This window comes from Pseudomonas sp. KCJK9058, from assembly GCF_046230975.1.
GTDB classification, from domain to species: Bacteria; Pseudomonadota; Gammaproteobacteria; order Pseudomonadales; family Pseudomonadaceae; genus Aquipseudomonas; species Aquipseudomonas alloputida.
This window is the reverse complement of record NZ_JBJJLR010000013.1, coordinates 14,989-32,692: the sequence shown is the minus strand read 5'-3', so window position 1 is coordinate 32,692 and position 17,704 is coordinate 14,989. Positions and strand designations below refer to the sequence as shown.

Below are 17,704 nucleotides of genomic sequence, written 5' to 3'. Positions count from 1 at the left end.
TCATTCAGGGAGCTGAACATGCAAGGCAAGGCCCGCAAGATCGTCCAGGCCATTCTCTATGAGGCCATCGCCGTCGCCTGTGTGGCGCCAGCGCTGGAGCTGGCGTTCGGCGCCGGCATGGCGCAGTCGACCGTGCTCTCGGTGCTGATGTCGGGTATCGCGATGAGCTGGAACATGGGCTACAACTGGGTGTTCGAACGTTGGGAAGCGCGCCAGCACAAGCGTGAGCGCACCTTATTGCGGCGCCTGCTGCACGCGCTGGGTTTCGAGGGTGGGCTGGTGGTGATTCTGCTGCCGCTGGTGGCGTACTGGCTGGACGTGAGCCTGTGGGCGGCACTGCTGACCAACCTGGCGCTGTTCGTGTTCTTCTTCGTTTACGCCTTTGTCTTCCAGTGGGGCTTCGACAAGGTGTTCGATGTGCCGCTTTCGGCGCAGCAGGCCAAGTGTTGACTTCTGGCTGCGAGGCAGGCTAAGTTCCTACCCATGAACACATTCCCGCACGTGAACGCCATTATTATTACCGCCATTATCAGCTTGGCGGGCTAGCGCGTACGTGCACCGAACCCGCCCTGGAGGCGGGTTTTTTCTCTCTGACTCCTGGGCAACGTAAAAATAGCCAAGGAGTCATCGATGACCAGCTTCAGTGTCCCTCGTACTACCGTCACCCCCCAGCAACTGCTGTCGGAGCAGGTGCGGCGCATTCTTGCCGCGCCGGTGTACGACCTGGCCATCGAAACGCCCCTGCAAGCGGCCCCGGCCTTGTCTGCCGCCCTGGGCAACCAGGTATTGCTCAAGCGCGAAGACCTGCAGCCTACGTTTTCGTTCAAGATCCGGGGCGCCTACACTCGCCTGTCGCGTCTGACCGATGTGCAGCGTGAGCGCGGGGTGATCACCGCTTCGGCGGGCAACCATGCCCAGGGCGTGGCCTTGGCAGCATCTCATCTGGGTATCAAAGCAACGATCGTCATGCCCACCACCACGCCATCGTTGAAAGTGGAAGGTGTGCGTTCGCGCGGCGGGCATGTGGTGCTGCATGGCGAGAGCTTCCCGCATGCGCTGGCCCATGCACTGAAGCTGGCCGACAGCGAAGGCGCCACCTTCGTGCCACCGTTCGATGACCCGGATGTGATCGCCGGGCAGGGTACCGTGGCCATGGAGATCCTCCGTCAGCGCCCGGGGGCGCTGGACGCGATCTTTGTGCCTGTGGGCGGTGGGGGGTTGATCGCCGGGATCGCCGCCTATGTGAAGTACCTGCGCCCTGACGTGAAGGTGATCGGCGTCGAACCGGTGGATTCCAACTGCCTGCAGGCTGCCATGGCCGTCGGCGAACGCGTGATCCTGCCGCAGGTCGGCACCTTTGCCGATGGCGTGGCGGTGGCGCAGATCGGCGCCCATTGCTTCGAGCTGTGCCGCCACTTTGTCGACGAGGTGGTGACGGTGAGCAGTGACGAGCTGTGCGCGGCGATCAAGGATATCTACGACGACACCCGTTCGATCACCGAGCCGTCCGGGGCCTTGGCCGTGGCCGGGATCAAGAAGTACGTGGCGCGTGAAGGTGTGCAGGGGCAGACCCTGGTGGCCATCGACTCCGGGGCGAACGTCAATTTCGACCGCTTGCGCCACGTGGCCGAGCGGGCCGAGCTGGGTGAGCAGCGCGAGGCGATCATCGCCGTGACAATTCCGGAACAGCCGGGCAGCTTCCGGGCCTTTTGCCAGGCACTGGGCAAGCGGCAGATCACCGAATTCAACTACCGCTTCTACCCTGGCAAGGAGGCGCGCCTGTTCGTGGGCGTGCAGACCCACCCGGTGCACGACCCGCGTGAGCAGTTGCTGGCCAGCTTGCGGGAGCAGGGGTACAGCGTGCTGGACCTGACCGACAACGAGCTGGCAAAGCTGCATGTGCGCCATACCGTGGGCGGGCATGCCGCGTCAGGGGCTGATGAGCGGGTCCTGCGCTTCGAGTTCCCCGAACGGCCAGGGGCGTTGCTGGGGTTTCTGGAGCGGTTGGGCAAACGTTGGAATATCAGCCTGTTCCATTACCGCAACCATGGTGCGGCGGAGGCGCGGGTGTTCGCTGCTTTGGAAGTACCAGCGGACGAATTGGCGAGCTTGCCGTTGACGCTGGACGAGATGGGGTACCGGTATTGGGACGAGACTGACAACCCGGCGTACAAGCTGTTCCTGGGCTGAGGCACCTGTGTGGCCAATGCAGGCGTGTCTAGCCGCTTGCTTGCCGCCTTTGTTCGCAGCGTGATCGCCCCGTCCAAAGGGCAGGGCGATCTCCTGCAGGGAACTGCGCGAGCCAACGCGTGGGTTTCAACGCTCGCGCATGAAAAAGCCGGCAACGAACTTGCGGAACGTTTCAAGGCTTTTGAAGTCGGCGTAGCGCTTGAAGTTCTCGGTATCCGGCTCGGGGCCGATGGGCTGTTCCAGCAGCGACACTGACAACACCCGGTCCTGGTCCGAGGTCAGCACCAGTTCATCCATCACCTGCCCACCGATCACGGGGCGACGCATCTGCACTTTCACCCCTTTACTGGCCATCCAGTCGATCAGCGACACCAATGCCTTGAGCGGCTCGCGCTCTTCATCGCGGTACACCGGGAACAGGTGCGCGCGCGACAGCACGGGCACACTGGCCACATGAATCAGCTCATAGAAATGGCTACCGGCGCTGGTCGGCGAGTAGATCATCAGCGCCAGCAACGGCCCGGTGGTGCGGCTCCCGCCCCAGTACAGGTGATGCCCCTGGAAGTCGAAGCCGTCTTCGCTGCGGTTGTTGAACAACTTGCGCCCTTTGATCTGGTCGACGCAGTCCAGCAGCAGGCCATGGCGGCGATGGTTGCCAAACACAGAGGCCTCGCGCAGACGGGACTTGAGCATCATCATGTGCTTCATGTCCAGGCGGGTTTCCAGGTAGTTGCTGGCGGGCACCCGCTCCAGCAGCGGATAGCGGCTGGCCACGCTGCGCAACTCGGCAAACTGCGTGGTCAGGTCTTTTTTCAGGTGGGTGGCGTAAAGGTTGAGCCCGCTGGTTTCAATCCAGGTCAGCAGCAGTGACAGCAGGCGCTGCTGTTCGCGTCTGTCGTTGCCATCGCCGACGGCACCGGCCGTGCCAGCACGGAAGTCGCTGATCAGGCGCAAGGGTGTGTCGGGTGGCAGCCAGGCGGCGGGGGGGACAGGGTCATTTTCGCGTTCGGCGGCTTCCCGCTCGTCCTTGGTGAACGGGCAGCCTGGCGCGTGCTCGGCAGTGCCCGGGTTGTTCTTGAGGAAGAGCGTACCGGTGCTGCCGTTGAGGGTGACGTTGAGCACCGGCAAGGCATCGTTGCGGCAGTCGCAAGCCAGCCACTGGTTGGCGTTGCGCACTTTCATCAGTAGCTGGTTGGCCTGTAGCAGGCGCGGGCCGGCGAGGCTGCCGGTGGCAAAGCCGACCAGCAGTTCCTCTTCAGCGGGGGTCAGGCTGCGCACCTGGGTGGCGGTTTTGTCGATGATTCGCATGAAGCAGCTCCAAGCTACGAGCCTCAAGCTTCAAGCAAAGTCGCGCGGCTTTCAACTCGTCGCTTGGCTGCCGCCGAACATCTTCGCGGCGCGGGCGCGAATCTCGTCGGGGGTCAGGTCCTCTTTGTGGGTGGACACGAACCAGATGTTGCCAAACGGATCTTTCAGGGTGCCGCTGCGGTCACCGTAAAACTGGTCGGTCAAGGGATGTAACTGGATGCCCCCGGCGGCCAGGGCCTGGGCGTAGACCTTGTCGCAGTCTTCAACATACAAGTGCAGGCCAACACCCGCACCGCTGAGCTTCTGGCTGGCGGTGAGGCCGCCTTCCATGTCGCAGGGGTCGCCCAGCATCAGCGACGAATCGCCGATTCTCAGTTCGGCATGGCCAACGCGACCGCCCGGGGCATCGAGGCGGAACATTTCCTTCGCGCCAAAGGCTTGCTTGTAGAACTCGATGGCCTTGGCGGCGTCGTTGATGGCCAGGTAGGGCGTGATGCTGTGCTGGCCTTCGGGGATGGGTTTGACTGCCATGTTCGACTCTCCTGTGCAATGGGCGCCGAAAGGCGCCCTGTTGCTTAGAGTCGTTCGCCCAGATGGAAAATCGACAGTGACGCTAGATCGATTGTCTATAAGCGCGGCGGTCAGAAGATGTAGTCGGTGGTCAGGAAGCTCGACTGGCGGTTGCGAATGATCTCGCTGATCAGCGCTTTGTTGGCCTCCTGGAAGCGGGTGGCGACCAGCGTCCGGATGGAGAACACACGCAAAGCGTCATCCACCGAGAGCGTGCCCTCGGCGCTGTTCTTGCGGCCGTTGAACGGGTAGGTGTCAGGGCCGCGTTGGCACTGAGCATTGATGTTGATGCGCCCGACCTGGTTGGCGAAGATGTCGACGAGGCTGCCGATGGTGGCCGGGTCGTTGCCGAACAGGCTCAGTTGCTGGCCGTAGTCGGAGTCCAGCACATAGTCGATCACTGTCTGCAGGTCGCGGTAGGGCACCACCGGTACCAGCGGGCCGAACTGCTCCTCGTGGTACACGCGCATTTCCCGGCTGACCGGGTACAGCAAGGCCGGGTAGAAGAATGAGCCGCGGCTGTGCCCGCCATTTTCGTTGAGCACGCGCGCGCCCTTGGCCGTCGCATCGGCAACCAGGCCATCGAGGTAGTCGACCTTGCCAGGCTCGGGCAATGGTGTCAGCGCCACGCCAGGTTCCCACGGCATGCCGGGCTTGAGCGCCGCCAATTTGCGCTGAAACTTGTCGAGGAAGGCCTCGACCACATCCTCGTGCACGAACAGGATCTTCAGTGCCGTGCAGCGCTGGCCGTTGAACGACAACGCCCCGGTGACGGCCTCTTCGACAGCGTTGTCGAGGTCGACCTGGGGTAGCACGATGCCAGGGTTTTTGGCGTCCAGGCCCAGTGCGGCGCGCAGACGATGCGGGCGTGGGTGCAGTTTTTTCAGGTCGCTGGCGGCCTTGTGGGTGCCGATGAAAGCGAATACATCGACCTTGCCGCTGGCCATCAGCGCGCTCACCGTTTCCCGGCCGCGTCCATAGATGACATTGATCACGCCTGCCGGGAAGCTGTCGCGGAACGCTTCGAGCAAGGGGCGAATCAGCAGTACGCCGAACTTGGCCGGCTTGAACACCACCGTGTTGCCCATGATCAGCGCCGGGATGAGCGTGGTGAAGGTCTCGTTCAGCGGGTAGTTGTAAGGCCCCATGCACAGGGCCACGCCCAGCGGGGCGCGACGGATCTGGCCGAGGGTGCCTTGTTCCAGCTCGAAGCGGCTGGAGCGGCGGTCCAGGTCCTTGAGGGCGTTGATGGTGTCGACGATGTAGTCGCAGGTGCGGTCGAATTCCTTTTCTGAATCCTTCAGGTTCTTGCCGATCTCCCACATCAGCAGCTTGACCACGGCCTGGCGCTGTTCACGCATGCGGGCAAGGAAGGATTCCACATGCTGGATACGCTCGGCCACGCGCATGTTCGGCCAGGCGCCACGGCCTTTGTCATAGGCCTGCACGGCAGCATCGAGGGCGGTCAGCGCGGTCTCGGCATCCAGCAGCGGGGCGCTGCCCAGTATGACCTGATGCTCTTCTTCGCCTTGCTTGAGCCATACCGGGCTGCGCACCGTGGCCAACGGGCCGTCCCAGCGCCTGAGCTCACCGTTGACCAGGTAGTCGCGTTGTTCCAGTGGGGCTCCCAGGCGCCAGGTTTCCGGGATGTTCTCGGCGCTGGGGAAGAGTGAATCGAGCAAACGGTCCATGGGTACTGCACCTCACATCAAAGGGCGGTTTTCAAGTCAGTTGAATCGTTTCAGCTTGGAGCATGCACTGGCTGTCGGAAAAACACCAGTCTGGTTCAACATGGCCACCCATGCCTGCCCGGCAATCCGTCAGCGGCCTGAGAGACGTTGATGCAAGTCGTCAAAGGTTATTCATGGATAGCCAAGTGGCCAGCTGAGCGTGATGGGCACGGTTATAGCAAATGTTTTGTTGAGCGTCGGTTTGATGCGGGGAATTTGACGCCATGAAACTTGATCTAAAGTCAGCCAGAAGCCGCTTGCCAAAGCGTTTGCAGGCATCTTAAATTGTTACTGAATGTGATAATAAAGTTGCAAGCCACACTATAAAAATCAAAGTGTTAAGTGTTTTTGCTGGATTTTTCTCTTTTTCCGATTGGCCAATAGTGCACTTCAAAAGGACGTCGAAGAAGAAATGAAAAAGACCTTGACGACTGTGGCGCGCAAGCTCCTGTCGCCCTCCATGCGCTACGAAATCAGGCTGCTGGCCAGCAAAATGCGAGAAATGATGGCGCGTGCCTGTCTCTGGCGTTGGGAAGTCGCCAGGTTTCGCCCGCAACAGGAGAGCCCGTACGAAATCCTCTACATCGGCCGCAAGCAGCAACGGGAAATGGCCAAGTTGCTGATTGGGGGCAAGGGCCAGGGCAGCGCATCGATCGTGGACGGCGCAAGTGCCACGGCGGCTGCCAGCCACGTCGTGGTCATCAGCGAAATGCCCACGTCGGGGGCGCTGTCAGTGCCACACTACCTGAGCGCCGTGGTGCCGCTGGGGCGACCGCTGGAGGACATCACTGCGCGCTATGACAGCGAACTGCGGCGCAGCATTCGTAAGAACCGGCCGCTGTATCACATGCGCCAAGCCCTTTCGGACGAAGAAATCGCCATGGCCGACCGGGATTTGCTGCGCCCTTATGCTTCGGCCCGGCAGGGCATTCATGCCGCGCAGTTTCCTACCGAAGAGGTGTTCCGTATTGCCAAGAGTGTCGGCCGGCTTGACTTGATCATGTTGGGCGATGAAGTGATCGGCTGTCACCTGGGGTGTGAAGTGGTTCGCGGCGGCAAGCGTTACTGGAGCACGTTGCGCTTTGGCTATTGCGAGGCGGTGTTTTCCGATGCGAAGAAACTGCGCGAGGTGAATTCGATCACCACCTTCATGGCGCTTGAATGGGCACTGGAGCAGGGCTTCGATTATTACGACATCGGCCTGTGTCTGGCGCGCCCGGACGACGGCCTGCTGAAGTGGAAGCGCCGCCGCGGTGGTGATATCGATTCGCTGGGTAACCATGCGTACCTGTTTGTCCGCCTGCCCAAGACCGGTACGGCAAAGTTCTTGTGGGATACGCCGATGTTCGCGGTCGAAGGCGACAAGCTGACGTTGCATCTGGGGCTCCCGGATGGCCCAAGCGATGAGGAAGTTGCCAGTCGCTATCACGAAATGGTGTTTGGTGGCCTGCACAAGATTTATCTCTATGGCGGCAGCGGGGCAGGCGAACCGTTTGTGCAAACGTTGCGCAGCCGTTACGCCAGCTTGCAATCACCGCCCACCATGGAAAGAGTCACGAGCAATTGAGTAACTGCCAGGGATGCTTTGATCTGGCGCCTAGGCGCTGTAAGAAAAGCCTTGATACTTGTTCATGCTGCGTTGAAAACCGCCTCGGAATGCTCATGTACTCCAGTACAGTCGGGCGCGACCCCGGCCGTTCCTCGGCTGTTTTCGCCTTGCCTGACCCGCGTCTCAAGACTTTTCGTACAGCGCCTAGCGCCGGGCTCCACACTTCGCCATCAAGGGAGGACGCTTCATGGGAAGCGACATCTCGCAGTTCAGTGCATCGCCCGCAGCCAGGCAACACAGCTGGACCTTGGCCGCCTACCGCCACATGGCGCGCAAACGGCTGGGTGGAAAAACGGCGACCGATCTCAAGAGCGTCGCCACCAAGTGCTGGGACATCGCCCCGGGCGAAGCCACGGTTTCGCCGCCGGCCATTTTCCTGCCTGGTCAGCTGGAGCGGGTGACGGGCTGGGAAGGCAAGCGGTTTTACCCCTACGTGCACCCGGCGCAGACCATGGAGGGGGGCGTCAACACATTGCAAGGGCCAACCCGTGGCTACTTGATCAAGGATGTATGGCTGGTCGAAGGGGCGTTGTACAAGGGCAAAGCCAGCCATTGGCTGTCACAGAAGCCGAGTACCTTCCCGACCATCCTCATCGACAATGAAATCGACCGCGCTGCAATCTACTGCACGCAAAACGGTAACGCCTGGTTCGGCACCTGGTTGATGGAAGACTGTCCGACCTATGCGCTGGCCTGCAACGAGGGCATCCCGGTGACCACCGCCCCGTCTGCCAGGTATCCGCTGTTTACCCAGGCACCGGCCTATGAAGACTGGCTGGACATGAAGCCTTTGCGCCTGCGCAGTGCGTTCTTCCGTGAGCTGGTGCTGTTCGATGACCAGAGCAACAACCGCAGCCGGCATGCTCGCTACCGAGCCATGGGTGACAAGCTGCTCTCGCATGTGTCGTACACGCAGCACCCGGGGGTTTTCCTGTTGCGGGGCGGTGATGGTGACCTGCGCCTGTTGCGCAACGAGCTGGAGCTTGCCGAACACTTGCGTACTACCCGCGGTTTTCGCATCGTCAACCCGCTGAAGTCCGATGTGCCGAGCATTATCGCGGCATGCGCCGGGGCTAAAGTGGTCATCGGGGTGGAGGGTAGCCAGTTGGTGCATGGCGTGAATGTGCTGCAGGCTGGAGGCTGCCTGCTGACTTTGCAGCCGCCGAACCGTTTCGTCAGTTACTACAAATACCTGACGGATCGTGACCAGCAGCATTTTGGCTTTGTGGTAGGCCTGCCGGAAGGCGATGGTTTCAGGATCGATATTGACGAAGTGGAGCGCACGTTGGATCTGTTCCCACGATAAGTGTGTAGTATCGGTGCATGGATCCGCGGCGGGCAGGGCAGTAGAGGATGATCGAGGTATCACGGTTTTGGCGCGACCCTGCCTTGCCGTTCGTCGAAGCCCGACGGGTAGGGGACGGGCGCAAGGTGTGCTACGCCGCGCACTCTCACGAGAGCTTCTCCATCGGGGTGATCACGGGGGGACGTAGCACTTACATCAACAGTGACCAGTGCGTTGAGGTGGGGGCGGGTACCACCGTGTTGATGAACCCGGGCGTGGTGCATACCTGCAACCCTGTTGCCGGGGAACCCTGGTCTTACCTGATGCTGTTCGTCGATCAGCCTTGGTTGCAGGCAGTGGGTTTTACCCTGCCAACACAGACCTGGAGCCGCTCACCTGTGTTGTACGGGCGGCTGTTGCAGGCCTTTGCCGACCTGTTCGACGCCAGGCTGCCTGATCGGGAAACCCGCCTGGCGGCCCTGTTCAGCGAGCTGCCGGGCATGCTTGCCCGTAATGCCAGCGAGATTGACCAGGGCAATCCACGGCTGGATGCAGCGGCTGCTTTCATACGCGCCCACCGCAGTGACCCGCTCAGCCTCGAAGACATCTGCGGGGCTTGCGGCCTGTCCCGCTCCTACCTGATTCGTGCGTTTCGCCAACGCTTCGGCCTGACGCCGCATGGTTACCTGCTAGACCAGCGTGTACAGCTGGCCCGGGCGCAGTTGCGCCAGGGCCGCTCAATTGCTGAAGTTGCACAGGAGGCCGGGTTCGCTGATCAGGCACACCTGCAGCGGGCATTCAAACAGCACCTGGCGGCGACACCGGGGCATTACAGAAATGCTGTCGCTAGCCTCGGTGCTCCTGCAGGAGCCGTGCATGCCTTAAAGGATCAGGTAAACCGCACTGGCAACCAGTAACACGGCCAGGCTCCGATTGAGCATGCGCAGGTGACGTGGGTTGTCCAGGTACCGGCGAATCACGCTGCCGGCCCAGGCCCAGCAGGCCACGGAGATGAAACAGATCGGCCCGTAGATCCAGGTAAACAGCCACAGCAAGTGCTGTTCACCACCGGTGTAGGCACCCACCCCGGCAACGGCTGCCAACCAGGCTTTGGGGTTCAGCCACTGCATTGCTGCGCCGTGCCAGGCTGAAGGGGCTTGGGTAGGCTGTGCGCTGTTCAGGTTACCGTCGTCACTGGCCAGCTTCCACGCCATGTACAGCAGAAACGCCACACCGCCCCAGTGCAACATCAGGCCCAGCAAAGGCCAGCGAAGCAGCAGTTGATGCAGGCCCAGCCCGACCAGCACCAGCAACAGGCAGAACCCTAGCGTGGCGCCGGCGACATGTGCAACGCTGGCGCGCAGGCCATGGCGGGCACCGCTACCAAGGGCGACGATGTTGACCGGGCCGGGGGAGATCGAGGCCGCAAGGGCGAAGGCGGCCATGGACAGGTACAGGCTCATGAGGAAGATCCACGTGGTTGGAGAGGCGTCATCCTCGCGTCGCCGACGGTCTGATGTATTGAACAAAAGTACCCGCGCACGACGCGCTCCCGCGGGGCGATAGGGCGTTGCAGGGTCGTTACAGGTTTTGTAATAGTTTTGCGCTACTACAGAAACCTGCTGTGCTTGTAGCATCGTCCTCCCAATTTGTTATCAAGGTCTATATGAGCACCTTCGCGGAGCCCCCCAGTCTTCGGCCTTTCTGGCCATCCTTCTCCCGTCCTTGTGACGTGTCCCTCGTGAGTACCCGCTAATGGAATGGCTAGCCGACCCCACGGCCTGGCTTGGCCTGTTGACGCTTATCGTCCTTGAATTGGTGCTGGGTATCGACAACCTGGTGTTCATCGCCATCCTCGCCGACAAGTTGCCGCCCCATCAGCGCGACCGCGCGCGGGTCATTGGCCTGAGCCTGGCGCTCATCATGCGCCTGGGCCTGTTGGCCAGCATTTCGTGGATGGTCACCCTGACCGCACCGCTGTTCGAAGTGTTCGGCAAGAGCTTCTCTGGCCGTGACCTGATCATGCTGTTCGGTGGTGTGTTCCTGCTGTTCAAGGCCACCATGGAGCTGCATGAACGCCTGGAAGGTCACGTGACCCAGGCCAGCGGTACGCTGCGCCATGCCGCGTTCTGGCCGATCGTTGCCCAGATCGTGGTACTGGACGCGGTATTCTCGCTGGATGCCGTGATCACGGCGGTCGGCATGGTCGATGAGTTGTCCGTGATGATGATCGCGGTGATCTTCTCGATCGGTATCATGATCGTTGCCAGCAAGCCGCTGACCCGCTTCGTCAACGCCCACCCCACGGTGATCATGCTGTGCCTGGGCTTCCTGATGATGATCGGTTTCAGCCTCACCGCCGAAGGCTTGGGCTTCCATATCCCCAAAGGCTACCTGTATGCGGCCATCGGCTTCTCGATCCTGATCGAGCTGTTCAACCAGCTGGCCCGTGCCCGCCGCAAGCGCAGCTTGCAACAGCATCGGCCGTTGCGCGAACGTACTGCCCATGCCGTGCTGCGCCTGCTGGGCGGCCGCCGGGTCGAGGCTGACGAGGTTGGCGAGGAGATTGCCGACCTGGTCGAGGGCGGCGGGGAAGAGGTGCTGTTCGACCGCCGTGAGCGGGTCATGATCAGCGGCGTGCTGAGCCTGGCCGAGCGGCCTATTCGTACGGTGATGACTGCCCGTGCCGAGGTTGATGTGATCGACCTGGCGCAACCGGCCGACGCGATTGCCCAGGCCCTGGCCAATTCGCCGTACTCGCGCCTGCCGCTGATTCGCGATGGTCGCGTGGACGAGCCCCTGGGCTTTGTGCACAAGAAGGAACTGCTGAAGGAACTGCTCTCGGGCAGCCAGCCCGACCTGGAAAGCATGGCCCGGGCGCCGTTGAACCTGCTGGAGAGCTTCAGCATCCTCAATGCCTTGGAGCAAATGCGTGGCCAGTCGACCCATATTGCCTTCGTGGTCAACGAGTTCGGTGACTTCACCGGGCTGTTGACCATGACCGACATCCTTGAGTCGATTGCCGGTGAGCTGCCGGATGCCAGTGAAATTGAAGGCCCGGGCATCGTCCAGGAAGGGGAAGGCTTTGTGGTCAGCGGCGCGCTGAACCTCAGCCAGGTGCAGGCGCGTACTGGCTTCAGTGCCCGTGCTACCGAGGATTACCAGACCCTTGCGGGCCTGGTGATGAGCTTGCTCGACCGCCTGCCGATGGTCGGTGACCGGCTAGCCTGGAATGGCTGGATGCTGACCGTGGAGGCGGTTGAAGAGCGACGGGTACGTCAGGTTCGGCTTACACCGAACGGCGACGCTGACGTAGCAGGTGCTTGAAGCCCTCAAGCACCAGCACGAGTACTGCGGCCCAGATTGGCAGATAGGTCAGCCACTGATCCGGGCCGATGGTTTCGCCCAACAGCAACGCCACGCCTACCAGCAGCACGGGTTCGACGTAGCTGAGCAGGCCGAACAGGCTGAATGGCAGCATGCGGCTGGCCAGCACGTAGGCGATAAGCGCCGAAGCGCTGATCGCGCCAAGGATCGGCACCAACACATACAGCCCGGGGTGTGCTTGCAGGTCAGCGCTGGAAAGTGGGCTCTGGATCACGAAGTACAGCGCCCACGGCAGCAGCAGGCACATGTCGCACCACAGGCCGCCCAGGTGGTCGGTGCGGCAGCGTCGGCGCAGCACGAAGTAGACCGGGTAGCCGATCGTTACCAGCAGGGTTTCCCAGGCAAAACTGCCATTTTGGTACAGCTCGTGGCCCACGCCCAGTGCGGCGCAGGCCACGGCTACCGTCTGCAGGCGTGACAGGCGCTCGCCATATACCAGCCGCCCGGTCAGGACCATGGCCAGTGGCAGCAGGAAGTAACCCATCGACACTTCCAGGCTGCGCCCATGCAGGGGCGCCCAGAGAAACAGCCACAGTTGCACCCCCATCAGCCAGGAAGTGCCGACCATGCCGAGCAACAGCACCGGTGTGCGCTTTACCCGGCCCATCAGTTCGCCCACCCGCTTCCAGTCTTTCGAGACAAGCATGAACAAGGTGAGGCAGGGCAGTGTCAGCAGGGTGCGCCAGCCAAAGATTTCTTCGCCATCGAGTGGCTTGAGCAGGGAGGTATAGAAGTACATCACAGCGAACAGGCAGGACGCCATGACCGATGAAACAATGCCTTTTGACACGAATGCCTCGAATACGGGAATTGAGCGGGTTGATCAGCCGCGCATGATCTCAGGGGGCGCATCTTGCGGCAACTGCGTTGCGCCCGGGCGAGTGGCCAGGGCTTCGAGGAACTGGGCGGCCGGCATGGGCCTGGCGAACAGGTAACCCTGCTGGAAGTCCACCCCGTGCGCGGCCAGGTAGTCGCGCTGCAGGTCGGTTTCCACTCCCTCGGCAACGATGCCCAGGTCCAGCTTGCCCGACAGCTCGATGATGGTCTCGAGTATGTGCACTGACAGCGCATCGGCGCCGATCATGGCAACGAAGCTCTGGTCGATCTTCAGGTAGTCGACCTTGAATTGCCGCAGATAGTTGAGGCTCGACTGGCCGGTGCCGAAGTCGTCGAGGGCGATCATCACGCCCATGGCATGCAGCTTTTCGAACAACTCAAGGGTGACCGGCGTGGGCTCGATCAGCTTGCGCTCTGTCAGTTCCAGGGTCAGCACCACCCGGCCGGGCGGAAAGTGCTGCAGGAACGTGCGACAGTCATCCAGCAGGCTGAGGTCGCGGCAGTGGTCAGCGGTGATGTTGACACCAATATGGAAGCCGTCTTCCAACAACCCGGCATAAGGCGCCAGGCTTTGCGCGGTATGGGTCAACAGCGCGCGGGTCATGGCAACAATCTGCCCGCTGTGTTCGGCATAGGGGATGAACAGGTCGGGGCGAACCAGGCCTTCTCGTGGGTGGTGCCAGCGCATCAGCACTTCCGCACCGGCCCAGCGGTAATCCCCCTTGCGCACCACCGGCTGAAAATACGGCAGGAATTCATCGGCCTGCAGGGCACGGTCCAGTTCGGCACGCGGTGAGGTGGCGCGGCGAATCTGCCAGCGGCACGCCAGCGCTGCCAGGGCACCCAGTACCAGCAACAGACTGAGCAGGCCAGGGTAGTGGCTGCGCAACAGTTGGCCTTGCTTGTCGGCACTGTAGCCGCCCTGCACGCTGAAAGGGTAACGCGTCGAGCCTATCAGCACGTTGGCACTGGGGGCGGCAGGGGAGACGCCTTTGTGGACCACGCCATCCTTGCCCATCCAGGCGTCGCCCACGCGGATTTGCAGTTCTTCATCGGGGCCGATCAGGCGCAGTGCTGTCAGCAGGTGGTCGCCATCCACCGTAGTGATTGCACCGTGGTCGCCGTCGCTGGCACGGTAGACCAGCAGCGGGTGGCCCGGGGTAACCGAGTTGCCGTCCATCAGCCATAACTTGCCGTCGACGTAATCGCCAGGATTGACCGGTTCTTCGAACTCGCCGAACAGCGAGGAGCAATAAAGGTTGTTGTGCCTGAACAGGTTGGTCGAGCGCACGAAGGCATTGCGGGTAACCTGGGCCCGCAGCATGAGCTGGGCCTGCTCGCATGAGCTGTCAGTCAGTGGAAGTAGCGAATTGGCGGCACGGGACAGGTTGTCGAGGATGTGTTCGACGTGTTCCAACGCCTGGCGGGTGGTGGCGTGGCTGCTGGCCTGCATTTCACGTTCGACCTGCCAGTTCATCACGGCCAGGCCGCACATGACCGGCAGCACGCCGACGACCCAGGGCAAGAGCGTGCGCCAGCTGAGTGCGGCGCGGCGTTTGACGGTAAGGGGCATGCTGATCTGACTATCATGGAGTAAAAACGAGAGGATAGCCGTTTGTCGCCGCGTACGAGCAACTAAAACGCGACAAACCATTTTACGCAATGTAGAATCGATTTACGAATACAACAATAAGGTCCTTCACCTCCGAAGGATCAAGCCCGCCGAGAATGGGTCCATATGACATACCATGGGTTCAAGCTGATCATAGGTGACTTCCTCGCCCGCAGCGTGCGCGGTATCCCGTGCTCACCGCCGTTTCTGTTCCACATCCTACGCAATCTATAATTTTCGCAGCAGATGAGGACACGAACATGGCTGATATCTTCGACAATCCAATGGGCCTGATGGGCTTCGAGTTCATCGAACTGGCTTCGCCGACCCCTGGCGTACTTGAGCCTGTATTTCAGATACTGGGTTTCACCAAAGTGGCCACCCACCGCTCCAAGGATGTGCACCTGTATCGCCAGGGTGGCATCAACCTGATCCTGAACAATGAACCCAAAAGCATCGCTTCGTACTTCGCCGCTGAACACGGCCCGTCGGTATGTGGCATGGCTTTTCGCGTGCGCAATGCCCATGAGGCTTATGCCCGCGCCCTGGAACTGGGCGCCCAGCCGGTAGAAATCGAAACCGGCCCGATGGAATTGCGCCTGCCTGCGATCAAGGGTATCGGGGGGGCACCGCTCTACCTGATCGACCGCTTCGAAGAAGGCAGTTCGATCTACGACATCGATTTCAACTTCATCGAAGGCGTGGATCGCAACCCGGTGGGTGCTGGCCTGAAAATCATCGACCACCTCACCCATAACGTCTACCGCGGGCGCATGGCCTACTGGGCCGGGTTCTACGAGAAGCTGTTCAACTTCCGTGAAATCCGCTACTTCGACATCAAGGGCGAATACACCGGCCTCACCTCCAAGGCCATGACTGCGCCTGATGGCATGATCCGCATCCCGCTCAACGAAGAGTCGTCCAAGGGCGCAGGGCAGATCGAAGAGTTCCTGATGCAGTTCAACGGTGAAGGTATCCAGCACGTGGCCTTCCTGACCGATGACCTGCTCAAGACCTGGGATGCCCTGAAGGGGCTGGGCATGCGCTTCATGACCGCGCCACCGCAAACCTACTACGAAATGCTGGAAGAGCGCCTGCCTGGCCATGGTGAGCCGGTCGACCAACTGCAAGCGCGTGGCATCCTGCTCGATGGCGCCTCGCAGCCCGAAGACAAGCGCCTGCTGCTGCAGATTTTCTCGGAAACCCTGCTTGGCCCGGTCTTCTTCGAGTTCATCCAGCGCAAAGGTGACGATGGCTTCGGTGAGGGCAACTTCAAGGCGCTGTTCGAATCCATCGAACGTGACCAGGTACGCCGTGGCGTGCTGAGCACAGACTGATCGCCCCTGGAGTACCGTCGTCGTCATGTTCGTTCGGCGGCGGTACCCCGCCTGTTGGCACGTGCCCTGAACAGGGCCAGGTAGACGATCGAGCCGGTCACGATCCCCACCAGCATCAGCGAGGGGACGATCTGCAGCACCGAGTGGCGGATTTCCTGAGCGGTGAAACCCTCTGGGTAGCCACCTTTGACCGTGTATCCATACTTGGCCGACATTGCGCTTGTGAAGAACTCGGACTGTGAAGGGCGATCAAGGTCACGGCTGTCACCGTTGCTCCATATGTAGCGGTCGCCAAATTCGACCAGCAGTGTCAGCCCATCCAGAAAACCATCCAGCTCGTTGCGAATCTGCATGGCATAGGCGGTGACGATTACGCTATTGCTTTTGCCCTTCTGGTGAAAGTCGACCAGCAGCTTCTGACGCGTATCAGGAGGGCCGTAGGACAGTGCGACTCGCTGGCCGGACGACGCGAAGGATGAATAATGCTCCAGCGAACCTGAAGCCGTGCTGCAGTAGGGTTGATTGTCTTTGAGCAAGGTCAGCGACCTGACCATTGAGCGAATGGCAACCTGGTCCTGCAAGGCACTTTTGACGTTATCGCAAGATTCCCCTGCAAATGGCAGGGTGCGCAGGGCCGTCTCGTGCATTCTGTCCAGTGCATTGTCGACGCTGAAAACCGCCTCCTGAACGGAAATGCTGGCGTTTTCCGCAAGTTTCGCTTCCAGCTGGAAAGCCATCACCAGCAAACCGGAAACCACAGGCACCAGCGCCACTGCAATGAGCAGCAGCAGCTCCACCATGCTGCGCCCCGCGTGCATGATTTTCGACATAGGCTAATAGTTCTCCGCTCTGAAACTGTCCGTGGTGAACAGCTGAGCCCTGAGCCTATGTATTTGTTGACCGGGCTGCTGTAGTCCGGCTGCAGTTGAAGCGGTAGGAAATCGAGCGCCTTGATGTAGCTAACTGCCCTTGAGTTTTTTCAGCACTGCCTCGGCCAGCATGGCGGTAGAAGCGGGGTTCTGCCCGGTGATCAGCCTATCATCGTCGACCACGTACGGCTTCCACGGCTCATCATGTTTGCTGTAATCACCGCCGCGACCTACAAGCTCGATCTCCGTCAAGAAAGGCACTACGTCGTTCAATTCGACCAGTTTTTCCTCTATGTTGGAAAAGCCGGTCACCTTGCGGTCTTTGAGGAGCAGGCAGTTGTTACTCAGCTTGATGTTCAGCAGGCCGACAACGCCGTGACAGACTGCTGCGACAATGCCACCTTTTTCGTAGATTTTGCGTGCCAGTTCTTGCAGAGCCTGGTTTTCCGCGAAGTCATACATCACCCCATGGCCACCGGTGTAATAGATGACGCTGTATTCATCGGCTTTCACCTGCCCTGGGGCCAAGGTACTGCCCAGGCGCGTCATGAAGCGCTTGTCGTCGTACCACTGCCAGTCCAGGTCAGGGGCCATATGCAGGCTTTTCGGGTCGACGGGAACGTAACCGCCCTGTGGGCTGACATAGTCGACGGTGTAGCCGGCCTTTTCGACTTTCTCGACAAAGTGAACGGCTTCACCCAGCCACAACCCGGTCGCCCGTTTGAGGGTTGGATACTTCGCTGTATTGGTCAACACCACCAAAATTTTCTTGCTCATGACCTTGCTCCCATCGGCAACCTGAATGGGCCGGTGCTCCCTGGCCCGAGGGAAAACCTAAATAGCATAGCTGCCACCTGCAAGTACGCCATGGTGTGCGGGACGTGCTGTGCTAACTTGAACCCATCCACGGGCGAGCGTGCCAGGCTTGGCGGCGCTGTGGTCAACCCTGAGCATTGCTGGAGTCACGATA

The 17,704-nt window shown here is 60.9% G+C and carries 15 protein-coding genes; 7 read left to right on the top strand and 8 right to left on the bottom strand.

The window, feature by feature from the left end; genetic code table 11:
- Positions 1-18: 18 nt before the first annotated feature.
- Both ACK59Z_RS09945 and ilvA read left to right on the top strand, forming a co-directional pair.
- Positions 19-450 (top strand): PACE efflux transporter, encoded by a 432-nt coding sequence (locus ACK59Z_RS09945; protein ID WP_108190381.1) that lies wholly within the window; start codon positions 19-21, stop codon positions 448-450.
- A gap of 180 nt (positions 451-630) precedes the next feature.
- Complete coding sequence (gene ilvA, locus ACK59Z_RS09940; RefSeq protein WP_003253886.1) at positions 631-2,190, top strand: threonine ammonia-lyase, biosynthetic; 1,560 nt, start codon at positions 631-633, stop codon at positions 2,188-2,190.
- Positions 2,191-2,316: 126 nt separating this feature from the next.
- On the opposite strand, the gene ACK59Z_RS09935 is transcribed toward ilvA, so the two are convergent.
- From ACK59Z_RS09935 to ACK59Z_RS09925, 3 genes are all read right to left on the bottom strand, one after another.
- The gene (locus tag ACK59Z_RS09935; RefSeq protein WP_409292914.1) at positions 2,317-3,498 is read right to left on the bottom strand and encodes a hypothetical protein; all 1,182 of its coding nucleotides are present in this window, start codon (positions 3,496-3,498) and stop codon (positions 2,317-2,319) included.
- Positions 3,499-3,549: 51 nt separating this feature from the next.
- Positions 3,550-4,029, bottom strand: a complete 480-nt coding sequence (locus ACK59Z_RS09930; RefSeq protein ID WP_003253883.1) for a VOC family protein — start codon at positions 4,027-4,029, stop codon at positions 3,550-3,552.
- 110 nt (positions 4,030-4,139) lie between these two features.
- The gene (locus tag ACK59Z_RS09925; protein ID WP_019751409.1) at positions 4,140-5,759 is read right to left on the bottom strand and encodes an NADP-dependent glyceraldehyde-3-phosphate dehydrogenase; all 1,620 of its coding nucleotides are present in this window, start codon (positions 5,757-5,759) and stop codon (positions 4,140-4,142) included.
- Positions 5,760-6,210: 451 nt separating this feature from the next.
- Between ACK59Z_RS09925 and ACK59Z_RS09920 the strand changes: the two genes are divergently transcribed.
- The 3 genes from ACK59Z_RS09920 (at position 6,211) to ACK59Z_RS09910 (ending at position 9,609) form a co-directional block, all read left to right on the top strand.
- Complete coding sequence (locus tag ACK59Z_RS09920) at positions 6,211-7,365, top strand: hypothetical protein (RefSeq protein WP_003253880.1); 1,155 nt, start codon at positions 6,211-6,213, stop codon at positions 7,363-7,365.
- A 229-nt stretch (positions 7,366-7,594) separates the two neighbouring features.
- Complete coding sequence (locus ACK59Z_RS09915) at positions 7,595-8,713, top strand: glycosyltransferase 61 family protein (protein ID WP_004576556.1); 1,119 nt, start codon at positions 7,595-7,597, stop codon at positions 8,711-8,713.
- A 47-nt stretch (positions 8,714-8,760) separates the two neighbouring features.
- Positions 8,761-9,609 (top strand): AraC family transcriptional regulator, encoded by an 849-nt coding sequence (locus ACK59Z_RS09910; RefSeq protein ID WP_003253877.1) that lies wholly within the window; start codon positions 8,761-8,763, stop codon positions 9,607-9,609.
- Here the strand turns inward: ACK59Z_RS09910 and ACK59Z_RS09905 are convergent.
- Positions 9,574-10,155 carry a LysE family translocator gene (locus ACK59Z_RS09905; RefSeq protein WP_019751410.1) on the bottom strand — a complete coding sequence of 194 codons (582 nt, stop codon included), beginning with the start codon at positions 10,153-10,155 and terminating at the stop codon, positions 9,574-9,576. The two genes, ACK59Z_RS09910 and ACK59Z_RS09905, sit on opposite strands and share 36 nt — an antisense overlap.
- A 292-nt stretch (positions 10,156-10,447) precedes the next feature.
- Here ACK59Z_RS09905 and ACK59Z_RS09900 point away from each other — a divergent pair, with 292 nt between their 5' ends.
- A complete protein-coding gene (locus ACK59Z_RS09900) occupies positions 10,448-12,019 on the top strand; it encodes a TerC family protein (RefSeq protein WP_409292911.1) in 1,572 nt (523 codons plus the stop codon).
- On the opposite strand, the gene rarD is transcribed toward ACK59Z_RS09900, so the two are convergent.
- Positions 11,982-12,869, bottom strand: coding sequence for an EamA family transporter RarD (rarD, locus tag ACK59Z_RS09895; RefSeq protein ID WP_003253870.1), 888 nt, complete (start codon positions 12,867-12,869; stop codon positions 11,982-11,984). The genes ACK59Z_RS09900 and rarD overlap by 38 nt on opposite strands.
- 33 nt (positions 12,870-12,902) lie before the next feature.
- Positions 12,903-14,489, bottom strand: coding sequence for an EAL domain-containing protein (locus ACK59Z_RS09890; protein ID WP_409292909.1), 1,587 nt, complete (start codon positions 14,487-14,489; stop codon positions 12,903-12,905).
- 299 nt (positions 14,490-14,788) lie between these two features.
- Between ACK59Z_RS09890 and hppD the strand changes: the two genes are divergently transcribed.
- Positions 14,789-15,865: a 4-hydroxyphenylpyruvate dioxygenase gene (gene hppD, locus ACK59Z_RS09885; protein WP_003253865.1), complete on the top strand. Its 1,077-nt coding sequence runs from the start codon at positions 14,789-14,791 to the stop codon at positions 15,863-15,865.
- Between the two features lie 23 nt (positions 15,866-15,888).
- Here hppD and ACK59Z_RS09880 read toward each other — a convergent pair whose 3' ends face one another.
- Together ACK59Z_RS09880 and ACK59Z_RS09875 are read right to left on the bottom strand one after the other, a co-directional pair.
- Positions 15,889-16,695: a CSS-motif domain-containing protein gene (locus ACK59Z_RS09880; protein ID WP_108190378.1), complete on the bottom strand. Its 807-nt coding sequence runs from the start codon at positions 16,693-16,695 to the stop codon at positions 15,889-15,891.
- Between the two features lie 129 nt (positions 16,696-16,824).
- On the bottom strand, positions 16,825-17,511 hold the full coding sequence (locus ACK59Z_RS09875; protein ID WP_014859086.1) for a type 1 glutamine amidotransferase domain-containing protein: 687 nt from the start codon (positions 17,509-17,511) through the stop codon (positions 16,825-16,827).
- Between the last annotated feature and the right edge of the window lie 193 nt (positions 17,512-17,704).

Bases quoted from the DNA above. Each gene is read 5' to 3' on its own strand.
- ACK59Z_RS09945 (WP_108190381.1), top strand. From the start codon at position 19: ATGCAAGGCAAGGCCCGCAAGATCGTCCAGGCCATTCTCTATGAGGCC.
- ilvA (WP_003253886.1), top strand. From the start codon at position 631: ATGACCAGCTTCAGTGTCCCTCGTACTACCGTCACCCCCCAGCAACTG.
- ACK59Z_RS09935 (WP_409292914.1), bottom strand. From the start codon at position 3,498: ATGCGAATCATCGACAAAACCGCCACCCAGGTGCGCAGCCTGACCCCC.
- ACK59Z_RS09930 (WP_003253883.1), bottom strand. From the start codon at position 4,029: ATGGCAGTCAAACCCATCCCCGAAGGCCAGCACAGCATCACGCCCTAC.
- ACK59Z_RS09925 (WP_019751409.1), bottom strand. From the start codon at position 5,759: ATGGACCGTTTGCTCGATTCACTCTTCCCCAGCGCCGAGAACATCCCG.
- ACK59Z_RS09920 (WP_003253880.1), top strand. From the start codon at position 6,211: ATGAAAAAGACCTTGACGACTGTGGCGCGCAAGCTCCTGTCGCCCTCC.
- ACK59Z_RS09915 (WP_004576556.1), top strand. From the start codon at position 7,595: ATGGGAAGCGACATCTCGCAGTTCAGTGCATCGCCCGCAGCCAGGCAA.
- ACK59Z_RS09910 (WP_003253877.1), top strand. From the start codon at position 8,761: ATGATCGAGGTATCACGGTTTTGGCGCGACCCTGCCTTGCCGTTCGTC.
- ACK59Z_RS09905 (WP_019751410.1), bottom strand. From the start codon at position 10,155: ATGAGCCTGTACCTGTCCATGGCCGCCTTCGCCCTTGCGGCCTCGATC.
- ACK59Z_RS09900 (WP_409292911.1), top strand. From the start codon at position 10,448: ATGGAATGGCTAGCCGACCCCACGGCCTGGCTTGGCCTGTTGACGCTT.
- ACK59Z_RS09890 (WP_409292909.1), bottom strand. From the start codon at position 14,489: ATGCCCCTTACCGTCAAACGCCGCGCCGCACTCAGCTGGCGCACGCTC.
- hppD (WP_003253865.1), top strand. From the start codon at position 14,789: ATGGCTGATATCTTCGACAATCCAATGGGCCTGATGGGCTTCGAGTTC.
- ACK59Z_RS09880 (WP_108190378.1), bottom strand. From the start codon at position 16,695: ATGTCGAAAATCATGCACGCGGGGCGCAGCATGGTGGAGCTGCTGCTG.
- ACK59Z_RS09875 (WP_014859086.1), bottom strand. From the start codon at position 17,511: ATGAGCAAGAAAATTTTGGTGGTGTTGACCAATACAGCGAAGTATCCA.